Annotated in this window: 27 protein-coding genes, 1 tRNA gene and 1 pseudogene; 18 read left to right on the forward strand and 11 right to left on the reverse strand. The window is 60.5% G+C overall.

Annotated elements, in window-relative coordinates; translation table 11 throughout:
* Positions 1-591 precede the first annotated feature (591 nt).
* Positions 592-1,176 (forward strand): transglycosylase SLT domain-containing protein, encoded by a 585-nt coding sequence (locus CRO62_RS15575; RefSeq protein ID WP_013636743.1) that lies wholly within the window; start codon positions 592-594, stop codon positions 1,174-1,176.
* Positions 1,177-1,293: 117 nt separating this feature from the next.
* On the opposite strand, the gene CRO62_RS15580 is transcribed toward CRO62_RS15575, so the two are convergent.
* The 5 genes from CRO62_RS15580 to CRO62_RS15600 all read right to left on the reverse strand — a co-directional run bounded on the left by CRO62_RS15580 (position 1,294) and on the right by CRO62_RS15600 (position 5,446).
* On the reverse strand, positions 1,294-1,908 hold the full coding sequence (locus CRO62_RS15580; protein ID WP_097100814.1) for an alpha/beta hydrolase: 615 nt from the start codon (positions 1,906-1,908) through the stop codon (positions 1,294-1,296).
* Between the two features lie 127 nt (positions 1,909-2,035).
* Positions 2,036-2,980 (reverse strand): VOC family protein, encoded by a 945-nt coding sequence (locus CRO62_RS15585; protein WP_097103050.1) that lies wholly within the window; start codon positions 2,978-2,980, stop codon positions 2,036-2,038.
* A gap of 165 nt (positions 2,981-3,145) precedes the next feature.
* On the reverse strand, positions 3,146-4,222 hold the full coding sequence (locus CRO62_RS15590; protein WP_097100815.1) for a siderophore-interacting protein: 1,077 nt from the start codon (positions 4,220-4,222) through the stop codon (positions 3,146-3,148).
* A gap of 121 nt (positions 4,223-4,343) precedes the next feature.
* Positions 4,344-5,036, reverse strand: a complete 693-nt coding sequence (ung, locus tag CRO62_RS15595; RefSeq protein ID WP_097100816.1) for a uracil-DNA glycosylase — start codon at positions 5,034-5,036, stop codon at positions 4,344-4,346.
* A gap of 14 nt (positions 5,037-5,050) precedes the next feature.
* The gene (locus CRO62_RS15600; protein ID WP_003514001.1) at positions 5,051-5,446 is read right to left on the reverse strand and encodes a VOC family protein; all 396 of its coding nucleotides are present in this window, start codon (positions 5,444-5,446) and stop codon (positions 5,051-5,053) included.
* Between the two features lie 259 nt (positions 5,447-5,705).
* Here CRO62_RS15600 and CRO62_RS15605 point away from each other — a divergent pair, with 259 nt between their 5' ends.
* Entirely contained in the window at positions 5,706-6,062 is a 357-nt protein-coding gene (locus CRO62_RS15605) for a YbaN family protein (protein ID WP_003514002.1), read from the forward strand.
* Positions 6,063-6,133: 71 nt separating this feature from the next.
* Here CRO62_RS15605 and CRO62_RS15610 read toward each other — a convergent pair whose 3' ends face one another.
* From CRO62_RS15610 to CRO62_RS15620, 3 genes are read right to left on the reverse strand one after another with little or no spacing between them, the layout of a single operon-like run.
* Positions 6,134-6,916: a heme ABC transporter ATP-binding protein gene (locus CRO62_RS15610; RefSeq protein WP_097100817.1), complete on the reverse strand. Its 783-nt coding sequence runs from the start codon at positions 6,914-6,916 to the stop codon at positions 6,134-6,136.
* Positions 6,913-8,001 carry a FecCD family ABC transporter permease gene (locus tag CRO62_RS15615; RefSeq protein ID WP_097100818.1) on the reverse strand — a complete coding sequence of 363 codons (1,089 nt, stop codon included), beginning with the start codon at positions 7,999-8,001 and terminating at the stop codon, positions 6,913-6,915. Before CRO62_RS15615 ends, CRO62_RS15610 begins: the two co-directional genes overlap by 4 nt.
* The gene (locus CRO62_RS15620; RefSeq protein ID WP_097100819.1) at positions 7,998-8,891 is read right to left on the reverse strand and encodes a heme/hemin ABC transporter substrate-binding protein; all 894 of its coding nucleotides are present in this window, start codon (positions 8,889-8,891) and stop codon (positions 7,998-8,000) included. Before CRO62_RS15620 ends, CRO62_RS15615 begins: the two co-directional genes overlap by 4 nt.
* A gap of 196 nt (positions 8,892-9,087) precedes the next feature.
* Between CRO62_RS15620 and CRO62_RS15625 the strand changes: the two genes are divergently transcribed.
* From CRO62_RS15625 to CRO62_RS15650, 5 genes are all read left to right on the forward strand, one after another.
* Entirely contained in the window at positions 9,088-9,435 is a 348-nt protein-coding gene (locus CRO62_RS15625) for an antibiotic biosynthesis monooxygenase family protein (protein ID WP_003514016.1), read from the forward strand.
* A 9-nt stretch (positions 9,436-9,444) separates the two neighbouring features.
* Positions 9,445-9,966 carry a heme utilization cystosolic carrier protein HutX gene (gene hutX / locus CRO62_RS15630; RefSeq protein WP_013636749.1) on the forward strand — a complete coding sequence of 174 codons (522 nt, stop codon included), beginning with the start codon at positions 9,445-9,447 and terminating at the stop codon, positions 9,964-9,966.
* Positions 9,967-10,121: 155 nt separating this feature from the next.
* On the forward strand, positions 10,122-10,898 hold the full coding sequence (locus CRO62_RS15635; protein WP_097100820.1) for a YbaY family lipoprotein: 777 nt from the start codon (positions 10,122-10,124) through the stop codon (positions 10,896-10,898).
* 204 nt (positions 10,899-11,102) lie between these two features.
* Complete coding sequence (purU, locus tag CRO62_RS15645) at positions 11,103-11,987, forward strand: formyltetrahydrofolate deformylase (RefSeq protein WP_003514019.1); 885 nt, start codon at positions 11,103-11,105, stop codon at positions 11,985-11,987.
* A gap of 98 nt (positions 11,988-12,085) precedes the next feature.
* Positions 12,086-12,406, forward strand: coding sequence for a hypothetical protein (locus CRO62_RS15650; RefSeq protein WP_097100821.1), 321 nt, complete (start codon positions 12,086-12,088; stop codon positions 12,404-12,406).
* Positions 12,407-12,449: 43 nt separating this feature from the next.
* Here CRO62_RS15650 and CRO62_RS15655 read toward each other — a convergent pair whose 3' ends face one another.
* Both CRO62_RS15655 and CRO62_RS15660 read right to left on the reverse strand, forming a co-directional pair.
* Positions 12,450-13,826: a sensor histidine kinase gene (locus tag CRO62_RS15655; RefSeq protein ID WP_097100822.1), complete on the reverse strand. Its 1,377-nt coding sequence runs from the start codon at positions 13,824-13,826 to the stop codon at positions 12,450-12,452.
* Positions 13,823-14,503, reverse strand: coding sequence for a response regulator transcription factor (locus tag CRO62_RS15660; RefSeq protein WP_025594373.1), 681 nt, complete (start codon positions 14,501-14,503; stop codon positions 13,823-13,825). The genes CRO62_RS15655 and CRO62_RS15660 overlap by 4 nt, the downstream gene beginning before the upstream one ends.
* Before the next feature lie 195 nt (positions 14,504-14,698).
* Here CRO62_RS15660 and CRO62_RS15665 point away from each other — a divergent pair, with 195 nt between their 5' ends.
* From CRO62_RS15665 to dps, 10 genes and pseudogenes are all read left to right on the forward strand, one after another.
* Positions 14,699-15,766, forward strand: coding sequence for an ABC transporter substrate-binding protein (locus tag CRO62_RS15665; protein ID WP_373694485.1), 1,068 nt, complete (start codon positions 14,699-14,701; stop codon positions 15,764-15,766).
* Between the two features lie 251 nt (positions 15,767-16,017).
* Entirely contained in the window at positions 16,018-16,962 is a 945-nt protein-coding gene (locus tag CRO62_RS15670; protein ID WP_003514032.1) for a Bug family tripartite tricarboxylate transporter substrate binding protein, read from the forward strand.
* On the forward strand, positions 16,959-17,453 hold the full coding sequence (locus CRO62_RS15675) for a tripartite tricarboxylate transporter TctB family protein (protein ID WP_097100824.1): 495 nt from the start codon (positions 16,959-16,961) through the stop codon (positions 17,451-17,453). Before CRO62_RS15670 ends, CRO62_RS15675 begins: the two co-directional genes overlap by 4 nt.
* 107 nt (positions 17,454-17,560) lie before the next feature.
* Positions 17,561-19,078 (forward strand): tripartite tricarboxylate transporter permease, encoded by a 1,518-nt coding sequence (locus CRO62_RS15680; RefSeq protein ID WP_003514036.1) that lies wholly within the window; start codon positions 17,561-17,563, stop codon positions 19,076-19,078.
* A gap of 129 nt (positions 19,079-19,207) precedes the next feature.
* The gene (locus CRO62_RS15685) at positions 19,208-19,468 is read left to right on the forward strand and encodes a hypothetical protein (protein ID WP_003514037.1); all 261 of its coding nucleotides are present in this window, start codon (positions 19,208-19,210) and stop codon (positions 19,466-19,468) included.
* A gap of 200 nt (positions 19,469-19,668) precedes the next feature.
* On the forward strand, positions 19,669-20,607 hold the full coding sequence (locus CRO62_RS15690) for a siderophore ABC transporter substrate-binding protein (protein WP_097103051.1): 939 nt from the start codon (positions 19,669-19,671) through the stop codon (positions 20,605-20,607).
* A 199-nt stretch (positions 20,608-20,806) separates the two neighbouring features.
* Positions 20,807-21,773, forward strand: a pseudogene (locus CRO62_RS15695) (ABC transporter permease).
* Entirely contained in the window at positions 21,766-22,734 is a 969-nt protein-coding gene (locus CRO62_RS15700; protein WP_097100825.1) for an iron chelate uptake ABC transporter family permease subunit, read from the forward strand. Before CRO62_RS15695 ends, CRO62_RS15700 begins: the two are co-directional and overlap by 8 nt.
* A complete protein-coding gene (locus CRO62_RS15705) occupies positions 22,731-23,489 on the forward strand; it encodes an ABC transporter ATP-binding protein (RefSeq protein ID WP_097100826.1) in 759 nt (252 codons plus the stop codon). Before CRO62_RS15700 ends, CRO62_RS15705 begins: the two co-directional genes overlap by 4 nt.
* Positions 23,490-23,614: 125 nt before the next feature.
* Positions 23,615-24,103, forward strand: coding sequence for a DNA starvation/stationary phase protection protein Dps (gene dps / locus CRO62_RS15710; protein ID WP_003514046.1), 489 nt, complete (start codon positions 23,615-23,617; stop codon positions 24,101-24,103).
* Positions 24,104-24,180: 77 nt separating this feature from the next.
* Here dps and CRO62_RS27235 read toward each other — a convergent pair whose 3' ends face one another.
* A complete protein-coding gene (locus CRO62_RS27235; RefSeq protein WP_013636760.1) occupies positions 24,181-24,402 on the reverse strand; it encodes a hypothetical protein in 222 nt (73 codons plus the stop codon).
* 373 nt (positions 24,403-24,775) lie between these two features.
* Between CRO62_RS27235 and CRO62_RS15720 the strand changes: the two genes are divergently transcribed.
* A tRNA-Gly gene (locus tag CRO62_RS15720) sits at positions 24,776-24,850 on the forward strand.
* Positions 24,851-24,888: the final 38 nt, after the last annotated feature.

Here is a 24,888-nt window from a genome sequence, read left to right on the forward strand (position 1 = left end):
GTCTGTGATGCCACAATGGCACAGCACTGTTTTCAGCCGCTTTAAGCCGATTGCTACAATTTTATCGGTTTTCATTTTTGTACAGGGGGCAGGCTCTCCGGAAACATAGCCCGCGCCCGTCGCCCCGAAACCGAGGCAACGCTTAGAAGCGATAAAGGGGCCGCATCGCTGCGGGAGTATCAAATGGTGTAGCAGGGTTTTGCAGACGATGCGGCCCCGGCTTCAACATGTGACCCGCCCGCCAAACCGGTTCCTGTTTGGAGGATGAGCACATGCCGGCCGCCTCAACCGTGACATCGGGAAACTCCCCGGTTTTGGCCGCCTGCCCCGCCCACCTTGCGCCGCGCGCACGCTGGATGACCGGGATGGGATAAACATAAGCGGCTTTGTGAGACCGGGGATGTGCGGGGATGCCGGCAATGCCATTTCCGGAAAAAAACGCCACTTACCCCATGGTTTTGCCGCATCCCGGACACAGGAATTTTCAGCGGGTTAACAAGCGCTTGATCGGCGGCATTTGAATTAACCTTGTCTTAAAACCCGACGTTAATGGTTAGCAATTTAAGAATAGCGGAACGAAAGGGTTCCGCGATGCGTGGCGTATTTGCCGTTGTTTTACTGATGACCGTTCTGGCTGGTTGCGCAACCGCACCGTCGCAGGTCACCAATGCCTGTGCGATTTTCGAGCAGCGGAACGGCCTCTTCAACAACTGGCGACGTGACGCGAGGGCAGCCGAACGGGAGTTCGGCGTGCCGGTGCCGGTAATGATGGCAACGATCTACACCGAATCTGCCTTCCGCCCCTATGCCCGCCCGCCGCGCACCAAACTCTTCGGCTTCATTCCCTGGACGCGCCAGTCCACCGCTTACGGTTATGCCCAGGCGCTGGACGGTACATGGGAAGTCTACAAGCGCGAAACCGGCCGCTGGTCGGCAAGCCGCACGGATTTCACCGACGCGATCCATTTCGTCGGCTGGTATCACGCCAAGAGCCGCCGCGAAAACGGCATTGCGCTGAACGATCCCTATAACCTCTACCTCGCTTATTATTCCGGCCATGCCGGTTACGCCAAGGGAAGCTGGCGCAACAATTCCGCCGTCCAGAAAGCCGCCCGCCGCTCCGCCAACATGGCCCTGCGTTACGAGGCGCAGTTGCAGCAATGCGGATATCGCTGAGGCGGGGGTAGCAGGATCGTTCTGTCTGGATGCGACGCGGAAAGGCGGATCACCTACCCTCACCGTCACCCCGGACTAGATCCGGCATGACGGTGAGGAATGAGGCCGGGCAGAAAGCTATCCTCCATAAGGCGCCAGGAACGCCCGAACCGCCTCGATCTCGTTCGAACGGATTTCATGCCCGCCCGGATGCCACACCGTTTCCACCGTGCCGCCCTGCGCTTCAAGGCTCTTTTCCAGCGCCTTCGTCAGCGGCACCGGGCAGATGGGATCGCGTTCTCCGGCCGTGATCAGCACCCGGCGCGAGGATTTGGCCGCAGCCGCCTGCGGCTCGAACGGGATGAGCGGATGCATCAGCACGGCGGCATCAAAAAGCTCCGGCTGTTCGATCAGCACATTTGCGAGAATATTCGCGCCGTTGGAAAAACCGAGACCGATAACCGGACCAGCCTGATAGTGCTCCCGGTTGGCTTTGACGAAATCCGCCAGCTTGGCTGTTGCCCGCTCTAGATCGGCCATGTCGTAGACGCCCTCGCCCGTGCGACGGAAAAACCGCGCCGCGCCATGTTCGGCGACATCGCCGAGCGGCGAGATGATGGTTGCCTTTGGCAGCAAGCCCGAGCCGAAATCGAAGAACTGGTTTTCGTCACCGCCGGTGCCATGCAGCACGACGAAGATCGGTGCGCCAGCATTGCCGGGGCGAGACTTGTGGAAATATGTGTCCTTGTTCATGAATGCTTCCTTATATTCCCCGTCATGGTCGGGCTAGACCCGACCATCCACGCCGATAGCGCATGGACCCTCGGGGCAAGCCCGAGGGTGACGGCCGCCGAATTTCACCTAAAATCGATCGCAGCCGTTAAACCGCCTTCTCGTCATCCAGCGGCTCCAGTTGCTTTTCCAGCTGGGCGCGCAGATGCGCGTGCTGGGTCGGCAGCTTCAGCGCCTCGCCGAGATGCGCCGTGTCCTCGTCGCGGTCGAAACCGGGCTCGTTGGTGGCCACTTCGAACAGCACGCCGCCGGGCGTGCGGAAATAGATCGCCCAGAAATAATCGCGGTCGATCACCGGGGTCACCTGATAGCCGGTATCCATCAGCGCCTTGCGGACTTCGAGCTGCTTTTCGCGGTTTTCGACCGCAAAGGCGATGTGGTGCACCGAACCCGCGCCAAGGCGCGCACCGGAGATATTAGGCATCGTCTCGATATCGATGACATCGGCGCCGTTGCCGCCTGGAATGCCGAGGCGCAACACGCCGTCCTGGCGGTCCACTTCCTCATAACCCATGAACTTCAGAAGCTCTGCCGTTGCCCCTTCGTCGCGAAGACGCAGCGAGGCGCCCTGAAAACCGTGAATCGCCTGATCCACACCGACGCCATTGCCGATCCACTGCGCACGGGCATCATCCTTGACCTCGACCAGCGCGAAACCATCACCATCGGGACCGGCAAAATGCAGGCGCTTGTTGCCGAATGCCTCGTCAGCCTTCAGACCGTCCACGCCCGCCTTGGAAAGACGATCCTGCCAGTAGCCGAGCGAGCCTTCCGGAACGGAAAACAGCGTTGTGCCCACTTCGCCGGTGCCGGGACGGCCACGGGCAATATGCGGGAACGGAAAATAGGTCATGACGGAGCCGGGCGTGCCGACCTCATCGCCATAATAGAGATGGTAGACATCCGGCGCATCGAAATTGACCGTCTTCTTCACCCGGCGCAGGCCGAGCGTATCGGTGAAAAAGCCGTTGTTCTGGCGCGCACTACCGGCCATGGACGTGACGTGGTGCAGGCCCTTGATCTGGTTCAACATGATAAACCCCTTTTCGCCCTGGCGGCCCGTCAATCGGGCCAGCCGTGTTCATGGCGTGAAGATGGGGTAAGAAGTGCTGCGGGCATAGACCGGCAACAGGAACGGATTGTTCCCGATTGGTGAACGATAAAACCGACTGTTCAACCCAGTCGATAGAGGCATGCCTCAATGATCGTCGGCAAGGCCCATGGTCCAGTAACCGACGGCGCGCAGCGATGCCTTGGGGAAGGCGATCTCATCGGTGAGGAAGGATTTCGCCGCCCTCGCCTCGGACTTCTCGCAGGCAACGAAAACATGCAGGCCGTCATGCTCGCCCGTCCAGGCATGGCCGCGCAACGCCTGTTCGATAAGGCCTGATGTGCCGGCGGGCTTGCCGCGCCGATAAAGCCATGTCCATTCGACATTGGCGGCGCAGACGATCTCCTGCCGTTCCGCCTCGTTGTCGATCTCGGCATAAACGCTGAGCGTCTTGCCAGCAGGCATTTCCGCCGCCATGCGCAGCATCACCGGCAGCGCGGTCTCGTCGCCGGCAAAGACGTAACGCTCCGCTTCCGGGCAAGTGCCGCTCGGACCGATGATGCCGAGAACGTCGCCCGGCTTTGCCGTCGCGCCGAAATTTGCGCCCGGCATGTCATCGCCCTCATGCATGACGAAATCGATATCCACCTCACCGCGGCCGACATCGCCGGAGCGGATGGTATAGACGCGCCGCGTCAGAAGATCCTCGCCCGCCGGCCAGACGATCGCGCCGGTGGGCGCGAGGTAAGGCCAAACCGCAGCGCGCGCCTGATCGGGAACGAGCAGCAGGCGAACATGCATGCCGCCGGTGACAAGCCTTTCAATACCGCTTTCGACGGACACCACGAGACGGCGCATATGCGGCGTCAGATTATAGGCGCGGGCAACCTTGCCGACGAAGAGATTGGGTAGCTCGCGCTGATAGGCGCCGTGTCCGCTCCAACGGAAATCGAGCCCTGTCTTGCCGGAAAACTCAACGATGTGCTCGGCCACCATGGCCTTGACCGACGTCAATATATGTTCGGAAACGCAGCTTACCCGGGCGGCGAACCGGCCACCTTCGGCGCTGAAGCTGCCATGGCCATATTCCGCCTTGAAACGCACCGTCGTCCCTTCCCGCTCCATCTCCATATGCTCCGAGAAATGATCCTCGAAAGCATCGACGATCGATGCGGGATCGGGCAGCGAGACAGTGGTTTCTGCAGACAGGAGAGACACGGGCATAAATCCTTCACTTTGTAGTCGAGTATTCTTAAACCGGACCCGACTGCGCTGTAAAGATGTTTGCTGGACTCACCGTCATGCCCGTCTTGAGTGGGCATGACGGAGGAGGCTGGAAGGTTGCTTAAGCAGTTTCAGGCAATTGCCAGTCGATAGGCTCGCGGCCATGGGAAACCAGGAAGGCGTTTGCCTTGGAAAAATGGCCATTGCCGAAAAAGCCGTTATGGGCCGAAAGCGGCGAAGGGTGCGGCGAGCGCAGCACGAGGTGTCTTTTCTGGTCCACGAAAGCCGCCTTCTTCTGGGCATAGGAACCCCAGAGCAGGAACACCACATGCTCGCATTCGTCATTGACGGCGCGGATGACGGCATCGGTGAACTTTTCCCAGCCCTGCCCCTGATGCGAGGCAGCGCGCGATTCTTCCACCGTCAGCACGCTGTTGAGCAAAAGCACGCCCTGTTTCGCCCAGCTTTCCAGAAAACCGTGACTGACGGGGCGGATGCCCAGATCGCTCTGCAATTCCTTGTAGATATTGACGAGCGACGGCGGAATGCGCACGCCGGGCTGCACCGAAAAGCAAAGCCCATGTGCCTGGCCAACCCCATGATAGGGATCCTGCCCCAGAATGACGACCTTGACCCTGTCGAGCGGGGTCAGATCCAGCGCCCGGAAATATTCGGCACCCTTGGGAAAGATGTGCTTGCCAGCAGTTTTTTCGGCAAGCAGGAAATCTTTGAGCTTCTGCATGTAGGGGCTGGCGAATTCGGTGGAAAGAACACGTTTCCAGCTGTCTTCGAGTTTGACGCCTTCCTCTGCCATGATGTGCCTCTTTGTTACTTGAACCGGTTGCCGCGCTGCAGCACTTCGATCTTGTAGCCATCCGGATCGCAAATGAAGAAATATTTCGCGAAAGGCTGACCTTTATGGTCGGCTTCGATGATCTTGCCCGGAGACAGGCCAAGCTCGATGAAACGCTGATGTTCGGCATCCACATCGGCAACGCTGACCGCGAGATGGCCGTAGCCGTCACCCAGCGCATAGGGCACTTCGCGACCCCGGTTGACAGTGAGCTCCAGCTCGAAATCACCTTCGGCATTGCTGAGATAGATCAGCGTGAAATTTTCGAACTCGGCACGTTCCGCAATCTCAAGCCCGAAAGCTTGCTTGTAAAACTCCACCGAACGCTTTTCTTCCAGCACCCGGACCATCGAGTGGATCAGCTTGGCCATGGTGTTTTCCTTCTGCTTCTTATCTCGTCGTCGTCCGGTTGTGCTCCGGACATTGCGGACCAAGGGGATAAAGACAGAGTGCCGTGCTTTCAACCCTAAAGACGGATTAAGGAGCAGGGGAAACCGCCCGATCACGGCAAATGTGATGGCGAAACAGTTGGCGCATGTCCTGGACACGCGGGATTTCCGGTCAAAATGGCCCTCACATTTCGCCCCGCCGCTCTATCCTGAGTAGAGAACTCATGATACCGGCATATCCATGCGCCTTCTGTACCTCTGTCTTGGCTGGCTTATGGTCGCGACCGGCATCGTCGGCGCGTTTCTTCCCGTTTTGCCCACCACGCCATTTCTGCTGCTGGCGCTCTGGTGCTTCTCCCGCTCCTCACCAAAACTCGAGGCGTGGCTTCTGACCCACCCCCGATTCGGCCCGTCGCTTCGGCAATGGCGCGAACGCGGCGCAATTGCCCGCAAGGCGAAGATTGCGGCCCTGTCGGCCATGTGTGCGAGTTATGCCGCCTTCTGGTTCCTGAGCGACCCGCCGGCCCTGCGCGCGGCAATCGTTGCCGCCGTCATGCTCGGCTCTGCACTCTTCATCGTCACCCGGCCGGAAAGCTGAGGCGACATCACCTTTAGAGCCTTGTCGCATTTCCTGACGGAAAACCGGGTTCCGCTTTTCCTGGAAATGCTCTAGCGATGCCTCGACTGCGGCAGCACATAAGGAATATGCCGCGCCGGCAGCCGTCCGACGACGCCGCCAATGCCATAGACCCTTGCAATCGTCTCGTCGCTGATCGTGTCCAGCGATGGACCGCTCGCCGTTACCCGGCCGCCATGCATGACGATAAGTTGATCGGCAAATTCTGCCGCAAGGTTGAGATCGTGCAGGATCGCAAGCACGAGACCGCCGCCAATAGCGAAATCCCTCGCCGTTTCCAGCACCGCGATCTGGTGGCCGATATCGAGACTGGCCGTCGGCTCATCGAGAAACAGCGCCCGCACTTCGCCGTTTTCCACGGGATGCGGCACCTGGGCAAGAGCGCGGGCAAATTGCACGCGCTGCTGCTCGCCGCCAGATAGCATGTTGTAGGAACGCTGCTCGAACCCGCGAAGTCCGGCCCTGGCGAGCGCCCGGCGGGCCTGCTCTTCCGGCGCGCGCGACCCTTGCGCGACAGCGCCCATGCGCACGATTTCGAGCGCGGTGAAAGGAAAGGCAAGCTGGGTATTCTGCGGCAGCACGGCCCTGATGCGCGCAAGCTGAACCGGCGTGAACAACGGCAGGGCGGTATCATTATAGGTCACTGAACCGGCCTCGGCACGCATCTCGCCGGACAGAACCTTCATCAGCGTCGATTTGCCGGCACCGTTCGGGCCGATAATGACATTGACCTTGCCGGGCTTCAGATCGACGCATACCTCGTCGAGCAGACGGCGGCCGGAGCGGATGAGGGTGAGGTTTTCGGCCCGAATCATGACATGTTCCGCATGGAAAATCCGCCGCGACCAAGCAGCAGGAACAGGAAGACCGGCGCGCCGATCAGCGCGGTGACCACGCCGATGGGCAGTTCCGCCGGTGCCGCAACCGTGCGGGCAAAACTGTCGGCGAGAAGCAGAAGTGCGGCCCCGCCAAGTGCAGAGGCCGGCAGCAGGAAGCGGTGCGATGGACCAATGGCGAGCCGCAGCAGATGCGGCACGACGATACCGACAAAACCGATGGAGCCGGCAGCCGCCACGCTTGCCCCGCAGGCAGCGGCAACGGCCAGAATGACGACTCGCTTCAGCCGCTGCACGGGAATGCCCATGTGAAAGGCCGCCGCATCGCCAAGGATCAGCGCATCCAGCCCCCTTGCGACAAAGGGAATGATGGCGAGCACGACGATGATGAAGGGCAAGGTGGCGAGAACCTTGGCAGGGGTGGCCCCACCAAGCGAACCGAGAGACCAGAAGGTGATGTCGCGAAGCGCCCGGTCATCGGCCACAAAGATCATCAGGCCGGTCAGTGCACCGCTGATCGCCGCAACCGCAATACCGGCCAGAATAAGCGTCGTCGTGGAGGTGGCGCCATCCCTTGTGGCAATGACGTAAAGCAGCCAGGTGTTCAAAAGCCCGCCGAAAAACGCCATCAGCGGCAGAAAATGCGGGCCGAAAAATACGGCGACCGTTGCAAGCGCGCCTTCCCCGAGAGAAATGGCCGCAACCGCAAAAAGTGCTGCACCCGAGGTGACGCCGACAATGCCGGGATCGGCCAGCGGATTGCGGAAAAGACCCTGCATCATGGCGCCCGAGACGCCAAGCCCAGCACCGATCAACATGCCGAGCGCCGTGCGCGGCAGGCGCACCGCTTCGAGAATGACTTTATCGCGCGCATCGAGTTGATCCGCGCTGCCAGTCAGATAGGCCCAGAGTTCGGAAATGCCGACACCCGTGGGTCCGCTGACGAGCGACACGCCACAGGCAAACAGCAGGATGCCAACGAGCACGGCAAGGGTAACGACCCCCTGACGGGATCTGTCACCGGCAACCCTGCCCTCCGCGGAACTCAAGGCAGCAAGGCTCACGGCTTCACCACATCAGGGTAGAGCTTGTGCGCCAGTTCACGACCGGCGGCGGGCGTGCGCGGGCCAAAACCGATGAGGTAAAGCCCGTCCATGCTGATCAGCGCCTTCTCCGCAGCAGCCGGCGTGGACTGGAACGCGGGCAGCGCGAAAATCTCTTCCGCCTTGCCGGCATGGTCGCCGCGCGCCATGGTCAGCACCACATCGGGCGCGGAGGCGATGACCGCCTCATCCGTCAACGGCTTGTACCCGCTGATTTCCTGCGCGGCATTGATGCCACCGGCCATTTCGATGATCGCCGCCGCTTCGGTGCCCTTGCCCGCCGCCATGATGCGACCGCCGGCGCTGGAGAGCACGAAGAGCACGCGCTTCCTGTTCTTTTCCGGCACGGCTGAGACGTCCTTGGCGAGCACATCAAGCCCGGCCTTGGTTTCCGCGGCCAACACCTTTGCCTTGTCGGCAAGACCAACTGCCGCACCGACATCCTCGATCTTCCTGGGGATGGCGTCGCCGCTCGGCGGGGTATCGATGGTGACGAAAGGCACCGCACTGGCCTTGAGGATGGCAACGACATCCGCCGGGCCGGACCCGTCTTCAGACAGGATGAGATCGGGCTTCTGCGACAGAATGCCCTCCGACGAGAGCGCCCGCATATAGCCGATATCGGGCTTGGACAGCACGTCCGCCGGATAGCTGCTGGTGCTGTCACGCGCCACGATGCGGTCGCTCGCGCCCAGCGCATAAAGGATTTCCGTTACCGTGCAGCCGACTGCAACGATGCGTTTCGCCTCCGGGTTGCCCTTGTCCGAAGCTCTAGCTCCGGGCGCGGCAACGGCGATGACGGCGGGCACGAGGGCGGCGAAAACGAACGAGCGAAGGCTTAAATTCAACATAACGCTATCCTGAAACACAAGCTGGCACGGGCGGATACGGGATTGCCCATCTTATTTAACTTGAGTTATTTGCACATGTTTATAGAAGGCGCAATCGATAAGTGGAGTAAAATTGTTCGCTTTATCGTCAGCCTCTTTCCATCCACGCTTCGGCTGGATATCCTGACTGCAACTGTAAACTTAAAGGGAGACTTCCATGTTTATCGCAATGAACCGTTTTCGCGTCGTACCCGGCTATGAGGATACCTTCGAATCCATCTGGCGCGAGCGCAAATCGCACCTGAGCGAGCTGCCGGGCTATATCGAATTTCACATGCTGAAAGGCCCGAAGGCGGATGACCACACGCTTTATGCCTCGCACACCGTCTGGGCCACCAAGGACGATTTCCTGAGCTGGACCAAATCCGAACAGTTCCGCGCCGCCCATGCCAAGGCCGGTGAGAACCGTGGCAAGGTCGAATATCTTTCCGGCCCGCATTTCGAAGGTTTCGACGTCATCATTCACGAAGACAAGAATGGCGAACGCCGTTCGATTGCTGCCTGAGGCTCGCCGATGAGCATTGCAGCCCAAAAGACCGATGACCGCCAGGCCCGCGCTGCCGCAGCACTTGCCGAAAAGCCTGACGGCATCGTGGAAGCCATTGCCGCCAAGGCAGAGGTAACATCAGCCGAAATTCTGGCGATCCTGCCGCAAGGTGCGGCCGTTTCGGCTGGTTCCGATCAGTTCGACGCGATCTGGAACGAGATGCGCGGCTGGGGTGAAGTCCTGATGATCGTCCAGACCGGCGATATCGTGCTGGAAGTGCCGGGCGACCTGCCAGAGGGCAGCGAAAGCCACGGCTGGTTCAACATCCACGGTGACAGCCCCATCGGGGGCCACATCAAGAAGGACAATTGCACCGGCATCACCTTCGTCGATCGCGGCTTTCATGGCCGACGCTCCTGTTCCGTCTGGTTCATGAATGCCGCCGGCGGCGCCATGTTCAAGATTTTCGTCCGTCGCGACGAAAACAAGGAACTGCGTGGCGATCAGCTGGCGAAGTTCGAAGCGCTGCGGGATAGTTTCCGTGGCTAGGTGAATGGGAGGCTGCTGGTGGCGGCCTCCCTCCTTCCTCATCAATCCGCGATGGCTCAGCCCCACTCGTGAGGAAACATCCACCGGTTCATCGCCCGTTCAGTGCCGTTTTTTATCATCCGCTGAAATTCGATCAGCAGCACGGAGCAAGCACCATGAACGACCGCCAGCCACTTCTTTCGCGCCGGAATTTCGCCGGGCTCGTCGCGCTTGCACCGCTTTTTGCAGCGGGCGGTGCGGCTGCCGCACCCGCAAGCCTGCGCGGCAGCGTTTCCTATCGCGAGCGGATCGCCCTGCCGCCGGGCGCGACTGTTACGGTGCGCCTCATCGATGTCTCGCTGGCGGACGCGCCTTCGCAGACGATCGCCGAAACCACCATACGCCCGCGTGGGCAGGTGCCGGTGCCCTTCGTCCTGCGTTATGACGACCGCGACATCCGTGGCCGCCGTTCCTATGCGCTCAGCGCTGAAATCCGCGAGGGCGACCGGCTGCTCTTCACCACCACGCGCCGTTACTCGGTTCTGGCCAGTGGGCGTGACGACACCGATCTCGTTCTGGAGCGGGTGGCGGCGGCTCCAGGCAGGCCGGAGCCGCAAGCTGGCATTGAGGGGCGCTGGCTGGTGCAGGAAATCCGCGGCGAACGGGTTCGCGGCCGCCGCGAGGCAACGCTGGAAATTTCCCGCGAAGGCCGCGTTTCCGGCAATGCCGGCTGCAACGGCATCGGCGGCGAGGTGAAGATCAGCCGCAACCGAGTGGATTTCGGCCGGATGATTTCCACCCAGATGGCCTGCGCTCCTGACATCATGCGCCAGGAAAGGCAGTTCATCGAAGCGCTGGAAGGCGCCCGCTCCTTCCGGCTGGAGCCGCGCCGCGGCACGCTGGAGCTTATCGACGGTCGCGGCCGCCCGGCCATGCGCCTGCGCCGCGCCTGAGACCGGTAACGGCAGGCGGCAACGCCTGCCGCCGCCGTGCTGGCCGTGGAACATTCCATGTCGCTTCCGGCACGGCGCAGCCCCTTTTCCCGTCTTATGACTTTGCTGCACTCGTCTTGGCGCTTTGCTCCGCCACAGAGCTGCGCTATGGAACGCGCCAACTGCGCCGGTTCACGCCGGTGCAAAGTCTTTGAGGGAAAACGAATGACAACCTATGTTCTGACAGTAGCCTGCAAATCGACCCGCGGCATCGTCGCCGCGATTTCCGGTTATCTGGCGGAAAAGGGCTGCAACATCGTCGACAGTTCGCAGTTTGACGACCTCGAGACCGGCAAGTTCTTCATGCGTGTTTCCTTCATTTCCGAAGAGGGCGCGACGATGCAGGCCATCACCGAGGGCTTTCAGCCGGTGGCGGAAAAATTCGGTATGGAAGCCCGCATCTATAGCGACGGCCAGCGCATGAAAACGCTTCTGATGGTGTCGCGCTTCGGCCATTGCCTCAACGATCTGCTCTACCGCTGGAAGATCGGCGCGCTGCCGATCGATATCGTCGGCGTCGTCTCCAACCATTTCGAATATCAGAAAGTGGTGGTCAACCACGATATTCCCTTCCACCACATCAAGGTAACGAAGGAAAACAAGCCGCAGGCCGAAGCGCAGCTGATGGACCTGATCGAGACCAGCGGCACCGAACTGGTGGTGCTGGCGCGTTACATGCAGGTGCTGTCCGATAACATGTGCCGCAAGATGTCGGGCCGGATCATCAACATCCACCACTCCTTCCTGCCATCCTTCAAGGGAGCCAACCCCTACAAGCAGGCTTATGACCGCGGCGTAAAGCTGATCGGCGCGACAGCCCATTACGTCACCGCCGATCTGGACGAAGGCCCGATCATCGAGCAGGACACGGTGCGCGTCACCCATGCCCAATCTGCCGAGGACTACGTCTCTCTTGGCCGTGATGTGGAAAGCCAGGTACTGGCCCGCGCCATCCATGCCCACATTCACCACCGCACCTTCATCAACGGCAACCGCACCGTAGTCTTCCCGCCAAGCCCGGGCAGCTACGCTTCGGAACGGATGGGCTAAGACGCCACGAAAACGACGCGGAATTATTTCTGCCGACTGGCAACCGAGCATCCCATGTGACCGTTTCTTCACTGTAGCCCAACAGCGAGGTCTCTCACATGAAAAAACTCGTCATTGCCGGCGCTGCGTTGCTCATCGCGGCGGGTTCCAGTTTTGCGCAACAACCACCACCTCCCCCGGCAATGGATGCCGGGCAGAGGACTGATGCGGCACCGCCGCCGCCTCCAGGTCCTGGTGGCCCGAGGGCCGCCGGATGGCGGGATGGCCCGCACGGAAAGAGGCCACCTCCGCCCTCGAAGGCCGCACATTTCCGGCTGGAAGACGGCGAGCGCAAGGTTGATGTGAAATGCGCGGACGACGAGCCTATGAAGGCCTGTGCAGACATCATGATGCAGATCCTCGACAAGATGAACGAATAGACCTGCAAGTCTTGTTGCAAGGGGGCGGCGCAACAGTGCCGCCTCAGGAAAACTCCACCCGGGCCCTTAAGCCCCGTCCACCTGCGCCATCCTCCAGCGTTAAGCGACCGCCGAACAGATCGGCTATCTCCTCGACAATGGCGAGTCCGAGACCCGCCCCCGGGGCAGCATTCTCCTGTCCGCGGGCGAAGCGCTGGCGCACCATGGCGCGTTTGTCGGTGGGGATGCCGGGGCCGTTATCCTCGACTTCCAGCCAGACGGTTTCTGCCTGCTTGCCGACGCGCACGGTAACTTCCGCGCCGCGTCCGGCATAGTTGATGGCATTGCCGACAAGATTGCCGATCAACTCACCGATGAGGAGCGGTTCGGCAAGGATTGTCACTTCGCCCTCGCCTTCGAAACCGAGGTCGATGCCGGCGTCGGCCGCACGCGGCACGAAATCTGCCGTCACGTTTTGCGCCACCGCCACGAGGTCGATCTGCGAAAAATCGTGTTTTTCGCTGGAGCCCGCGGCGTCGATATTGGCCATGCGCAGCAGCTGGGCGAGGATGTGTTCGGCATGGGCCACCGAAGCGCCGCCCTTGCGCGCCGCCGCCTGCGCGTCTTCGAGACTTGCGGCGCGGGCGGAAAGCGCAAGCTGGGTGCTGATGATAGCAAGCGGCGTGCGCAATTGATGGCTGGCATTACCGGTGAAATGCCTGAGCGCATCGAGCGCCGATTGCAGCCGCACCATGAAGGAATTGACCGTTTCCACCAGGTTTTCCACCTCCACCGGCACGGATTGCCGGATTGGATGCAGGTCGTTGGGGCTGCGCTCGGCAATCGCTTCGCTGAGCCGGTAAAGCGGCCGGAGCGAAATGGTCACCGCGATCCAGACAATGATCGCCGCGCCCACGATCATGAACAGCAGGCGCAAGGCCGAGCGCAGGATGATGGCCTGCGCAAGCTGGCTGCGGGCGATCGTCGTTTCAGCCACCGTCACGGAAAAGGGCACGGAATTGATGCCGGTGGAAGCAAAACGGCGGATCGCGGCGATGCGGATCGGCTCGTCACGAAACACGGCATCGCGATAGGCAGGCGTTTCTCCAGCCGGGTTCTCCACCGTCGGCAGGTTCTGGTAACCGGTGAGAAATTGCCCGTTTGGCCCATCAACACGATAAAACACCCGGTCCTGCGCCGCCGATGTCAGCATTTCCAGCGCGACATAGGGAATATCGACCTCCAGCGAGCCGTCTTCGGCCACCACCACCCGCTCGGCAATCGCAAGCGCGGAACCTGACAGCACCCGGTCGGAGACGACATTGGCGGTATTGACCGCCTCGCGCCAGGTATCAGTGAGCGCAACGCAGCCGATGATGGCGGTGGAGATGAGAAGCCAGCCTAAAAGACGCCGCCTGAGCGAATAGGCGGCCTGTCTCATTCAGCCATCTCCGGCAGCTTTTCCAGATAATAGCCGATGCCACGCGCCGTCTTCACCGTCAGCCCGTGGGGGGCAAGCCGCTTGCGCAGCCGGCTGACATATTGCTCGATGGCGTTGCCTGATATCTCGTCGTCGAAACCGGTCAGCGATTGTACGATCGCCTCCTTGGCAACCACCTTGCCCGCCCGCATGAACAGCACCTCGAGCAGCGCCACTTCACGCGCCGGAATATCGAGCGGGCGCCCATCGGCTGAAAAGGTGCGGGATGTGAGGTCGAACAGGACTTTGCCGAAGCCGAGCGTAGACGAGCGCAGGCCGGCATTGCGGCGCAGCAGCACCCGCACTCTCGCCTCAAATTCGGTGATGTCGAAAGGCTTGATCATGTAGTCGTCGGCGCCGAGATCGAGCCCCTTGACCTTTTCCTCCGGCGTACCCCGCGCCGTCAGGATCAGTACCGCCGCCTTGTCCTGCCGCGAGCGCATGGAACGCAACACCTCGATGCCGTCCATTTCCGGCAGGTTGAGATCGAGAATGACGAGATCGAAATTTTCCGCCGCAATCGCCGCGTCGGCGGAAGCGCCGTCTGAAACGACATCCACCGCATAACCGCTGCCGCGCAGAAGCGCACACAGCCCTTCCGACAGCACCTGATTGTCCTCGACCAGCAAAATACGCAATTCTTCCTCCCGCAACATTGCTGAGCTTATCCAAGCTCCCGATCATGAATCAAGTCACAGGCCCGGCAAGCCTATGACTTGATTCATGATCAACTTATAGAGTCGGAGCGGGATTTCAGACGAAAACCGCTCACACTTTTCGCAATCCCGCTCCGGCGCTTGTGAATGGCAAGCGCGTGCGGCATGATCTTTTCCATGCGTATCGCCGTTTTTCTCTGTCTCTGTCTTTGCATGGCCCCACCGGCGCTTGCACAAGTCGCCGTTTTCCCTGCACCATCAGGCAAGGCGGATGCGGAAACGCTGGTGGTTTATTCCTCGCTGGACGAACCGCTGGCCACGCCGATGATCGAGGGTTTCCAGAAAGCCAACCCCGATATTGCCGTCCATTACGAGGACATGCTGACCGGCGAAATCTATGATCGCATCGTGAAAGAAACCGATGCGGGCAAAAAGACCGCCGATTTCGCCTTTTCATCCGCCATGGATTTGCAGGTGAAGTTGAGCAATGACGGTTACGCCCAGCGCTCCGACCTTGCCATGAGCGCGCGCTGGCCCGCCTGGGCCAACTGGCGCAACACCGCCTATGCGCTGACCTTCGAGCCGGCGGTTTTCGTCTATCACAAGCCGAGCTTCACCACCGAAAAGCCGCCCGCCACCCGTGCCGAATTCGTCGATTATCTTGAGCGCCACGCCAAGGAAGTGCATGGCCGCATCGCTACCTACGACATTGAGCGCTCCGGCGTCGGCTTCCTGTTCATGTCGCGCGATCAGGAGCAGTTCGGCGATATATGGAGCGTCATCAAGGCCATGGGCGCGGCCGGCGTGAAGGTCTATTCCACGTCATCCGCCATTCTGGAGCGTGTCTCCGACGGGCGCTTCGTGCTGGGCTACAATATTCTCGGTTCCTATGCGGCCGACTGGGCCTCACGCCATCCCGATGTCGGCATCGTGCTGCCCAAGGACTATACTGTGGTCATGTCGCGCATCGGGCTGGTGCCGGAAGCCGCCGCCAACCCGGCGCTCGGCCGCCGCTATCTCGAATTTTTCATGTCCAAGGAGGGCCAGACGATCATGGCCCGGCAATTGCAGATCCCCGCCGTCAGCCCTGACGTGGGGGGCGAAAACACCGCCAACACCATGCAGGCGATCCACGGCGCGCAATTGCGCCCCGTGCCAGTCAGCCCGGGCCTGATGGTCTATCTGGATCAGGTCAAGCGCAGCCGCCTGATCGAGCGGTGGAACGAGGCGCTACGCTCGCAATAGTAGACGGCAACCACAAATTAATAGAGAGTAAATGCGCAAGGACTTGCCGTGCGTCAGTTAGATGACAGCTTTTTATGATGCTCTGCAATCCTTCTTCATTCCGTGGAGGCGGAAGAAGATGCGGGAGGAAATCTTGAGGACCGTAGAGCTCCGCGCTGCCCTGGCAGCGTCAGGATAAGCGCGGCCTGAAACTCCCTTCCGCATAAACGAAAAACGACGCCCAAAAGGGCATCCTGAGGAGGGTTTTCTAAGTGAAACATTTTCTTATCGGCACATTTCTGGCAGGCGTGATCGCACTTCCGGCGGTCGCGGCGGACTACACCATCATCGCGCCGGCCAATCCCGGCGGCGGCTGGGACCAGACCGCGCGTTCCCTGCAGACCGTGCTGCAGGAAGAAGGCATTTCCAAGAGCGTTCAGGTGCAGAACGTGCCGGGTGCCGGCGGCACCATCGGTCTTGCACAGTTTGCCAGCCAGCAGAAGGGCAACCCGAACGCCCTCATCGTCGGCGGTTACGTGATGGTCGGCGCGATCCTCACCAACAAGGCGCCCGTCACCCTCAAGGAAGTGACGCCAATCGCCCGCCTGACCGGTGAATATGAAGCAATCGTCGTTCCGGCATCCTCGCCGCTGAAAACCATCGGCGACCTCGTCGACCAGCTCAAAAAAGATCCGGGCAGCGTGTCCTGGGGCGGCGGCTCGGCCGGCGGCACCGATCATATCGCTGTTGGCCTGATCGCCAAGGCGGCCGGCGTCGATCCGACCAAGATCAACTACATCGCCTATTCCGGCGGCGGCGAAGCGCTTGCCTCGATCCTCGGCTCGCAGGTAACAGCCGGCATTTCGAGCTACGGCGAATTCGAAAGCCAGGTCAAGGCGGGCACGCTGCGCCTGCTGGCCGTTTCCAGCGAAGAGAAGCTGGAAGGCGTTGACGCGCCGACGCTCAAGGAAAGCGGCCTCGACGTCGTCGTGCAGAACTGGCGCATGGTCGCTGCTCCTCCCGGCCTGACGCCGGAACAGGAAAAGGCCGTCAGCGCCGATATCGAGAAGCTGGCGAAATCCGCAAAGTGGCAGGAAACGCTGAAGACCAAGAGCTGGATGGATACCTATCTTTCCGGTGACGAGTTCAAGGCGCAGCTTGCCAAGGACACCGACGCCACTGCCGCCATCCTCAAAGAAATCGGACTGGTAAAATGAGCCAGGGTTCCAACCCTTCACAACATCAAGAGCGCCGCCCTGACTGGGCGGCGCTGGCGATCGCCGTAGCCCTCGTCCTTGTCGCCTGCGTGATCTTCTGGGACAGTGCGCGTCTCGCCAGCGTCACCGGCTACTCGCCGGTCGGTCCGGCAACGGTCCCCTACGCCATCGCCTTCTGTCTTGTCGGCCTTGCGCTCTGGACGGCCATCGAAGCCTGGCGCGGTGATTTTCCTGAACGGGACAAACAGGAAGTCGCCCCGGTCATATGGGTCGTCGCCGGCCTTGCCGCGCAGATGCTGCTGCTGAACGTCGCCGGTTTCTCCATCGCTACCGGTCTCCTGTTTGCGTTTACGGCGCGCGCCTTCGGCAAACGCAAGCTCTGGTATTCGATCCCCATCGGCATCGCTCTGAGCTTCGTCATCTGGATCATCTTTGCGCGGCTGCTGCAGCTTTCTCTGCCTGCCGGGCCTCTGGAACGGCTGTTGTTCTAACAGCCATTCCGACCAAAATTCGAGATCACAGGAAACCGCCGGCGCGCGATGACGCAAACGCCAGCCGTTCCGCCCGCCCTTCTGCTCGACTTGGGGGACATCTGTCCATGAGTACGTTTGAATTCCTGCTGCACGGTCTTGAGGTTGCTGCCCAACCCATGAACCTGCTCTATGCGCTGATCGGCGTGACACTCGGCACTGCCGTCGGCGTTCTGCCTGGCATCGGGCCGGCGCTGACGGTCGCTCTGCTTCTGCCCGTTACATACCGGCTTGATCCCGCCGGTTCGCTCATCATGTTCGCCGGCATCTATTATGGCGGCATGTATGGCGGATCGACCACCTCGATCCTGCTCAACACGCCGGGCGAAAGCGCATCGATCGTGACTGCGCTCGAAGGCAACAAGATGGCCCGTGCGGGCCGCGGCGGCCCGGCACTTGCCACCGCCGCCATAGGCTCCTTCGTCGCTGGTCTCATCGCCACCGTCGCTCTCGCCTTTGTTGCACCCTATATCGTCAAGCTGGCGCTGGTTTTCGGCCCGCGCGAATATTTCGCGCTGATGGTGCTCGCTTTTGTCACCGTCTCCTCGGCTTTCGGAGACTCGGCACTGCGCGGCCTTACCTCGCTGTTTATCGGCTTTGCGCTCGCCATCGTCGGTATCGACCAGTTGACCGGCCAGACCCGCATGAGCTTCGGCATTCCCGATCTTCTCGACGGCGTGGAAGTGACGACGCTTGCGGTGGCCATGTTCGCCATCGGCGAGACGCTGTTCATCGTTGCGCAGGGCCAGAGTGGCGACGAGAAGGTCGAAGCCGTCAAGGGTTCGGTCTGGATGAGTGCACAGGACTGGGCGCGTTCCTGGAAACCCTGGCTGCGCGGCACATTGATCGGTTTCCCGATCGGCGCCATGCCTGCCGGTGGTGCTGAAATCGGCACCTTCCTTTCCTATGCCACCGAAAAGCGGCTCAGCAAACATCCGGAAGAATTCGGCCATGGCGCCATCGAAGGTGTTGCCGGTCCGGAAGCCGCCAACAATGCCTCCGCTGCCGGTACGCTTGTGCCGCTCCTGACGCTCGGCCTGCCGACGACGGCAACCGCTGCCATCATGCTTGCCGGTTTCCAGCAGTTCGGTCTTCAGCCCGGCCCGCTGCTGTTTGCCACCAATCCGCAGCTGGTCTGGGGCCTTATCGCCAGCCTGTTCATTGCTAACCTGATGCTGCTGGTGCTCAATCTGCCGCTCATCGGCCTGTGGGTGAAGCTGCTGACCATCCCGAAACCCTGGCTCTATGCCGGCATCCTGCTGTTCGCGACGCTCGGCACCATCGGCGCCAACCCGTCCGTGTTCGAACTCGGCATGCTGCTCGCCTTCGGTATCCTCGGTTACATCATGCGCATCTTCGGTTATCCGATCGCGCCTGCCGTGGTCGGCCTCATCCTCGGCCCGCTAGCCGAACAGCAGCTTCGCCGCGCACTCGCCATTGGCCAGGGCGACCCGACCGTGCTGCTCACCTCTCCGATCGCCGTCGGCCTGTTCCTTGTCGCGGCCGCCGCCTTCATCGTCCCGCTCATCATGCGCATCCGCGGCCGCGGCGAGGTGCTGACGCAGCTTGCCGCCAACGAGGACTGACAACAAACAGCCTCCCAAGGCAACTGGCCCCGTCTCCTTCCGGATGCGGGGCCCTTTTTATTCACGGCAACGGGATGTGTGGCGCAGGCACGGCCATGATAGTATTCCTGTCCAACGCAGGAGAAAAACATGCGCAAGATCGCGATCATGCTGGTTCTGGGCCTTGCCGGCTGCGCCACCGCGGCACCCGACGTGCAACCCATTCCGGGCAGCATCACCTATGGCGGACAACCCCACACCAAATTGACCAAGTCACCCATCGGCAGCACGCTCAGCCACGAATTCGTCATGGGCGACGGCCGGCTGGCGATTGAAACCTACCGCATCCAGCCTGACCGGTCGCTGAAACTGGAAAGACGCGAGATCGTCGGCGACTGGCCGCCGAATTGAGAAAAGATACGGCCCCTGATGTGGCTCCGGGGTCTGCTTCCGGTGCCACACACATTTCCCGCTCACGGCAATTCAGAACCATTCTAAAACATATTTTTGATTTCCGAATACCTTGCCAATAAAGCTGACAGCGAACATCAAGTTACGCCTGTGTGATCAGCTTCCGCAGGTTCAAGAACCATATTGCAAGGGACATATCCGTGGCGATCAACTTCACCTTCCCCGTTCGGCTGCTGGCAGCAGCGGCCTTCAGCCTTGGCGCGATGACCGCAGGCGCTGAGGAAATGACGATCAAGCACGCGCAGGGCGAGACCGTTCTGAAAGCCGCGCCGAAAAAGGTTCTGGTTCTGGATATCCCCTCGCTCGACAATCTCGATGCAATGGGCGTCGAGCCAGCGGGTGTCCTCGGTTCCAACCTGCCGACCTATCTCCAGAAATATGCCGATGGCAAATATCTGAAGGTCGGCACGCTGTTCGAACCCGATTACGAGGCAATCAATGCGGCAGAAGCCGATCTCGTCATCGTTGGCGGCCGTTCGCGGGCGAAATATCCCGATGTTGCGAAGATCACGCCCGCCATCGACATGTCGATCGATTCCAAGGAATTTATCGCGAGCGTCAAAGCCAATATCACCAAGCTCGGCGATATCTTCGGCAAGCAGGAAGAAGCAAAGAAGCTCGACGCCTCCATCGACGAGAAGGTCGCGAAGCTGAAGGCCATCGCGCCGAATTCCGGCACGGCGATGATCCTCGTCACCAATGCCGGCAAGGTCGGTGTTTACGGCCCAAGCTCGCGCACCGGCTGGCTGCACACGGAAATCGGCTTCAAGCCGGTCGCTCCTGATATCGACGACCGCTTCGACCGGGGCGATGTCGTGTCCTTCGAATATCTGGCCGAGGTCAATCCCGAATGGCTGTTCGTGATCGACCGCGACGCCGGCATCGGCCGCGCAACGGACCCAGGCAAGGCCGCCGCCCAGGTGCTGGACAACGAACTGATCCACCAGACCAACGCCTGGAAGAAAAAGCAGATCGTCTATCTCGACCCGCAGGCGGCCTATATCGTCAGCAGCGGTTATACGGCGCTTACGACATTGCTCGATCAGGTCTATAACGCAGTTTCGGAGAAGAAGTCGTAAAAGGCATAGACCATCCTCTCCAAGGCTGCTCCATACGCGACGTCATCCTTGGGCTTGTCCCAAGGATCTAAACACGCCAATCAAATCACAACGTTGCAGATCCTCGGGACAAGCCCGAGGATGACGAGAGGAGGCCTTCATCTCTTTCGGCAGCGTGACGGGCGGCCCGAAGCACCAGCATTTTCGAAAAACCATCAACGTGAAATCCCTGTCCCTCATATCAGCCCTCCTTCTGGCGCTGGCACTCGCCATCGTCAGCCTGTTCGTCGGCGTCAGCAACGTCTCGCTGGCGACACTTTTTGCACCGGATACGAGCGCGGATGCACTGCGCGTGCTGCTTATAAGCCGCATTCCGCGCACGCTGGCGCTGATACTGGCGGGAAGCTCGATGGCGATTGCCGGTCTCATCATGCAGATGCTGGTGCGCAACCGCTTCGTGGAGCCTTCGACGGCTGGCACCACCGAATCCGCCGGCCTTGGCCTGCTCACCATCACCCTGCTTGCCCCGGAAACGCCGATCTTCGGCAAGATGCTGGTGGCCGCCGCTTTCGCACTGGCCGGAACCGCACTTTTCCTGCGTATTCTGCGGCAGGTGCCGCTGCGCGATGTGCTGCTGGTGCCGCTGATCGGCATCATGCTGGGCGGCGTCATTTCTGCCGTCACCACTTTCTTCGCCTATCGTTTCGATCTGCTGCAATCGCTTGGCGCGTGGATGACCGGGGATTTTTCCGGCGTGCTGCGCGGGCCGCTATGAATTGCTGTGGATCGGCTTCGTTTTCGCCATCGCCGCCTATCTCGCCGCCGACCGTTTCACGGTGGCAGGCATGGGGCGCGACTTCACCACCAATCTCGGCCTGAACTATCGCCGGGTGATGGCGCTCGGCCTCACCATCGTCTCGCTGGTCAGTGCCGTCGTCGTCGTCACGGTGGGCATGATCCCCTTTCTGGGCCTGATCGTGCCGAACGTCGTCAGCCTGATGATCGGCGACAATATGCGCCGTTCCGTGCCCTGGGTGGCGACGCTTGGCGCGGTCTTCGTTCTAGCCTGCGACATCATCGGCAGAACGGTGCGCGCGCCCTATGAAGTGCCGATCGGAACGGTCGTCGGCGTCATCGGCAGCGCGCTGTTCCTCTATCTCCTGCTCCGGAAACGCCACCATGCATGAGAGACATCCCGACCGGCGCGCGAAACTCGTGCTGCTGATGCTTCTCGCACTGGCGCTCATCTCCATGGCCGCCTTCATGACGCTCGGTGCAAAGGGCAGCTGGAGCTTCGTCCTGCCGTTTCGCGGCATCAAGCTTCTGTCGCTGCTGTTGGTGGCCTATGCCATCGCCGTTTCGACGGTATTGTTCCAGACGGTCACCAACAACCGCATTCTCACCCCTTCGGTGATGGGTTTCGATTCGCTCTATGTGCTGGTGCAGACGGCGCTGATCTTCGTGTTCGGCTCCGCAACCGTGGTGATGATCGATCCGCAGTTGAAATTCCTTGCCGAAACCGCGCTGCTCGTCACCTTCTCCGCCCTGCTCTACCGCTGGCTATTCGTCGGCGCGGAACGCAGCCTGCATCTTCTGGTGCTGGTCGGCATCGTCTTCGGCGTGTTCTTCCGCAGTCTCTCGGGCTTCATGCAGCGCGTACTGGACCCCAATGAATATGCGGTGCTGCAGGATGTGCTGTTCGCCAGCTTCAATTCCATCGATCCCACCCTTCTTGCGGTATCAGCCATCATCATCGGCGTGGTGACGATTATAGGGTTGCGGCTCCTGCACACGCTCGACGTCCTTTCGCTCGGCCGCCCAACGGCCATCAGCCTTGGCGTAGACTACAAGCGAACGGTGACGATCATCCTCGTGCTGGTCTCCGTTCTCGTTGCCGTCTCCACCGCACTCGTCGGCCCTGTCATGTTCTTCGGGCTGCTGGTCGCGGCGCTGGCCCATTATCTCACAGGTAACGGCAAACACGCCTATGTGCTGCCGGCTGCAATCCTCATCGCCATCATCTGCCTTGTCGGCGGTCAGGTGGTGCTGGAGCGGATCTTCGCCTTCAACACGGCGCTTTCCATCATCATCGAATTTCTGGGCGGCATCGTCTTTATCGGTCTTATTCTCAAGCGGGGTGCGCGATGATCATCGCCAGTCAGATCAGCAAATCCTATGGCGACACAGTTGTTGTCGATGGCGTCTCCGTCGCCATTCCGGCAGGCGGCGTCACCTCCATCATCGGGCCGAACGGGGCGGGAAAATCCACGCTGCTCTCCATCGTGGCACGGCTGATGTCCATGGATGCGGGAACCGTGACGGTGGACGGGCTGGATGTGACCAAGACCCCTTCCGACACGCTGGCAAAACGGCTCTCGATCCTCAGGCAAGACAACCACATCTCGTCACGCCTGACGGTGCGCGATCTCGTCGGTTTTGGACGTTATCCCTATTCCAAGGGCCGTCCCACCATCGAGGACAAGGTCCATATCGACCGGGCGCTGGAATATCTCCATCTCGAAAACCTGTCCGGCCGTTTTCTGGACGAGCTTTCCGGCGGCCAGCGCCAGCGCGCCTTCGTGGCCATGGTTCTGTGTCAGGACACGGACTATGTGCTCCTGGACGAGCCGCTCAACAATCTCGACATGAAACACGCCTCAAGCATGATGAAGATCATGCGCCGCGCCGCCGACGAGTTGAACAAGACCGTGGTTCTGGTGCTGCACGACATCAACTTCGCCTCCTGGTACTCCGACACCATCATCGCCATGCGTGATGGGCGAATCTGCCGCCAGGGACCAGCGGAACAGATTATCCGTCCGGAGGTTCTGCGGGAAATCTACGACATGACCATCAGCGTCAACGACATAGACGGTCGACGCATCTGTCTGTTTTATGAGTGAGATACGACGATTGCGGAGGTTTTTTGCCATTGCTGCCCGAGCGACGGAACAGGGCAACCGGCCGGGGCGTTAATCGGCGGAGATTTTGCCAAACGGCATTCCGTCCGCAACGTCAGGAGACATCGATGAAGACGCACAAGACGAAGAACGACCTGCCTTCCAACGCCAAATCAACGGTGATGGGTATTCTGAACGAATCGCTGGCTTCGGTGATCGACCTTGCACTGGTGACCAAGCAGGCGCACTGGAACCTGAAAGGTCCGCAATTCATCGCCGTCCACGAACTTCTCGACACCTTCCGCGCCCAGCTCGACAATCACGGCGATACCATTGCCGAACGTGTGGTGCAGCTTGGCGGCACGGCACTCGGCAGCCTGCAATCCGTCTCTTCGACGACCAAGCTCAAGGCCTATCCGACCGATATCTACAAGATCCACGATCATCTGGACGAACTGATCGCCCGTTATGGCGACGTGGCCAACATGATCCGCAAGGCGATCGATGATTCCGACGAGGCCGGCGACCCGACGACAGCGGATATCTTCACCGCCGCCTCGCGCGATCTCGACAAGGCGCTGTGGTTCCTCGAGGCGCACGTTCAGGAAAAGAGCTGAGCCGCAACGCGGCTCCTGCCACCACACACACGAAAGCGCCCGAGATGCCCGGGCGCTTTTTTAATGAAATGGCGCAATCAGTGCCGACGTAAAACCGCAAGACCGATGTCGCGCAACATCTCATGATCGAGAATGCCGCGCTGGGCGCTACGGATCAAAACCGCCGCGCACTCATTGGCGACGTGGCTACAGCGATCTTGAAGGCACTCGAAACATACGCCATCGAAAATATTCTGCAGATCGGTGATCTGCTGGGGCGACAATTGTGCGCCGACTCTTTCAAAAGCTGCATACGACAAGGCTCATCCTCCCGATGATGACATGCCAAGTATCGTTTCTTTTTTTGTGGGCATAAAATTTGTACACCCGAACGAATCACTTGTCGAATCAGATTTTAACCAAATGTAAACAGGTTATTTTTTGGCCATCCGGCCGGTTGTGTGCTTTTGCAACCCAAATAAAGGCCAGCCGAAACAATACCTTCGTCCACCAGGGCCCTGTTTTACGACGCATCGGTCCGGCCGTTTTGAATAAACCCATGGGCCAGACGGATTTCCACCGAAACCGCAAAAGAAACTGTTGCATTCCAAAAACGATTGAGCGATATAGCACCCGTCGCCGCGCTTTGGCGGCCCGCGGTCCAGCGAACTACCCCGGACCAGCGGTTTTTGAGCGGGTGTAGCTCAGGGGTAGAGCACAACCTTGCCAAGGTTGGGGTCGAGGGTTCAAATCCCTTCGCCCGCTCCAGTTTTCCCTGGAAAACGTCAGGATTGTCAAAGCGCTTA

Source organism: Rhizobium sp. AN6A (genome assembly GCF_900215635.1).
Classification (GTDB): Bacteria; Pseudomonadota; Alphaproteobacteria; order Rhizobiales; family Rhizobiaceae; genus Agrobacterium; species Agrobacterium tumefaciens.

Excerpts from the sequence above, each read along its gene's own strand:
- CRO62_RS15700 (WP_097100825.1), top strand. The coding sequence starts at position 21,766 with ATGCATGAGAGACATCCCGACCGGCGCGCGAAACTCGTGCTGCTGATG.
- CRO62_RS15650 (WP_097100821.1), top strand. The coding sequence starts at position 12,086 with ATGAAAAAACTCGTCATTGCCGGCGCTGCGTTGCTCATCGCGGCGGGT.
- CRO62_RS15605 (WP_003514002.1), top strand. The coding sequence starts at position 5,706 with ATGCGCCTTCTGTACCTCTGTCTTGGCTGGCTTATGGTCGCGACCGGC.
- ung (WP_097100816.1), bottom strand. The coding sequence starts at position 5,036 with ATGGCAGAGGAAGGCGTCAAACTCGAAGACAGCTGGAAACGTGTTCTT.
- CRO62_RS15600 (WP_003514001.1), bottom strand. The coding sequence starts at position 5,446 with ATGGCCAAGCTGATCCACTCGATGGTCCGGGTGCTGGAAGAAAAGCGT.
- CRO62_RS15610 (WP_097100817.1), bottom strand. The coding sequence starts at position 6,916 with ATGATTCGGGCCGAAAACCTCACCCTCATCCGCTCCGGCCGCCGTCTG.
- CRO62_RS15705 (WP_097100826.1), top strand. The coding sequence starts at position 22,731 with ATGATCATCGCCAGTCAGATCAGCAAATCCTATGGCGACACAGTTGTT.
- CRO62_RS15575 (WP_013636743.1), top strand. The coding sequence starts at position 592 with ATGCGTGGCGTATTTGCCGTTGTTTTACTGATGACCGTTCTGGCTGGT.
- CRO62_RS15620 (WP_097100819.1), bottom strand. The coding sequence starts at position 8,891 with ATGTTGAATTTAAGCCTTCGCTCGTTCGTTTTCGCCGCCCTCGTGCCC.
- CRO62_RS15590 (WP_097100815.1), bottom strand. The coding sequence starts at position 4,222 with ATGCCCGTGTCTCTCCTGTCTGCAGAAACCACTGTCTCGCTGCCCGAT.
- purU (WP_003514019.1), top strand. The coding sequence starts at position 11,103 with ATGACAACCTATGTTCTGACAGTAGCCTGCAAATCGACCCGCGGCATC.
- CRO62_RS15665 (WP_373694485.1), top strand. The coding sequence starts at position 14,699 with ATGCGTATCGCCGTTTTTCTCTGTCTCTGTCTTTGCATGGCCCCACCG.
- CRO62_RS15585 (WP_097103050.1), bottom strand. The coding sequence starts at position 2,980 with ATGTTGAACCAGATCAAGGGCCTGCACCACGTCACGTCCATGGCCGGT.
- CRO62_RS15625 (WP_003514016.1), top strand. The coding sequence starts at position 9,088 with ATGTTTATCGCAATGAACCGTTTTCGCGTCGTACCCGGCTATGAGGAT.
- CRO62_RS15685 (WP_003514037.1), top strand. The coding sequence starts at position 19,208 with ATGCGCAAGATCGCGATCATGCTGGTTCTGGGCCTTGCCGGCTGCGCC.
- dps (WP_003514046.1), top strand. The coding sequence starts at position 23,615 with ATGAAGACGCACAAGACGAAGAACGACCTGCCTTCCAACGCCAAATCA.
- hutX (WP_013636749.1), top strand. The coding sequence starts at position 9,445 with ATGAGCATTGCAGCCCAAAAGACCGATGACCGCCAGGCCCGCGCTGCC.
- CRO62_RS15675 (WP_097100824.1), top strand. The coding sequence starts at position 16,959 with ATGAGCCAGGGTTCCAACCCTTCACAACATCAAGAGCGCCGCCCTGAC.
- CRO62_RS15580 (WP_097100814.1), bottom strand. The coding sequence starts at position 1,908 with ATGAACAAGGACACATATTTCCACAAGTCTCGCCCCGGCAATGCTGGC.
- CRO62_RS15635 (WP_097100820.1), top strand. The coding sequence starts at position 10,122 with ATGAACGACCGCCAGCCACTTCTTTCGCGCCGGAATTTCGCCGGGCTC.
- CRO62_RS15680 (WP_003514036.1), top strand. The coding sequence starts at position 17,561 with ATGAGTACGTTTGAATTCCTGCTGCACGGTCTTGAGGTTGCTGCCCAA.
- CRO62_RS15655 (WP_097100822.1), bottom strand. The coding sequence starts at position 13,826 with ATGAGACAGGCCGCCTATTCGCTCAGGCGGCGTCTTTTAGGCTGGCTT.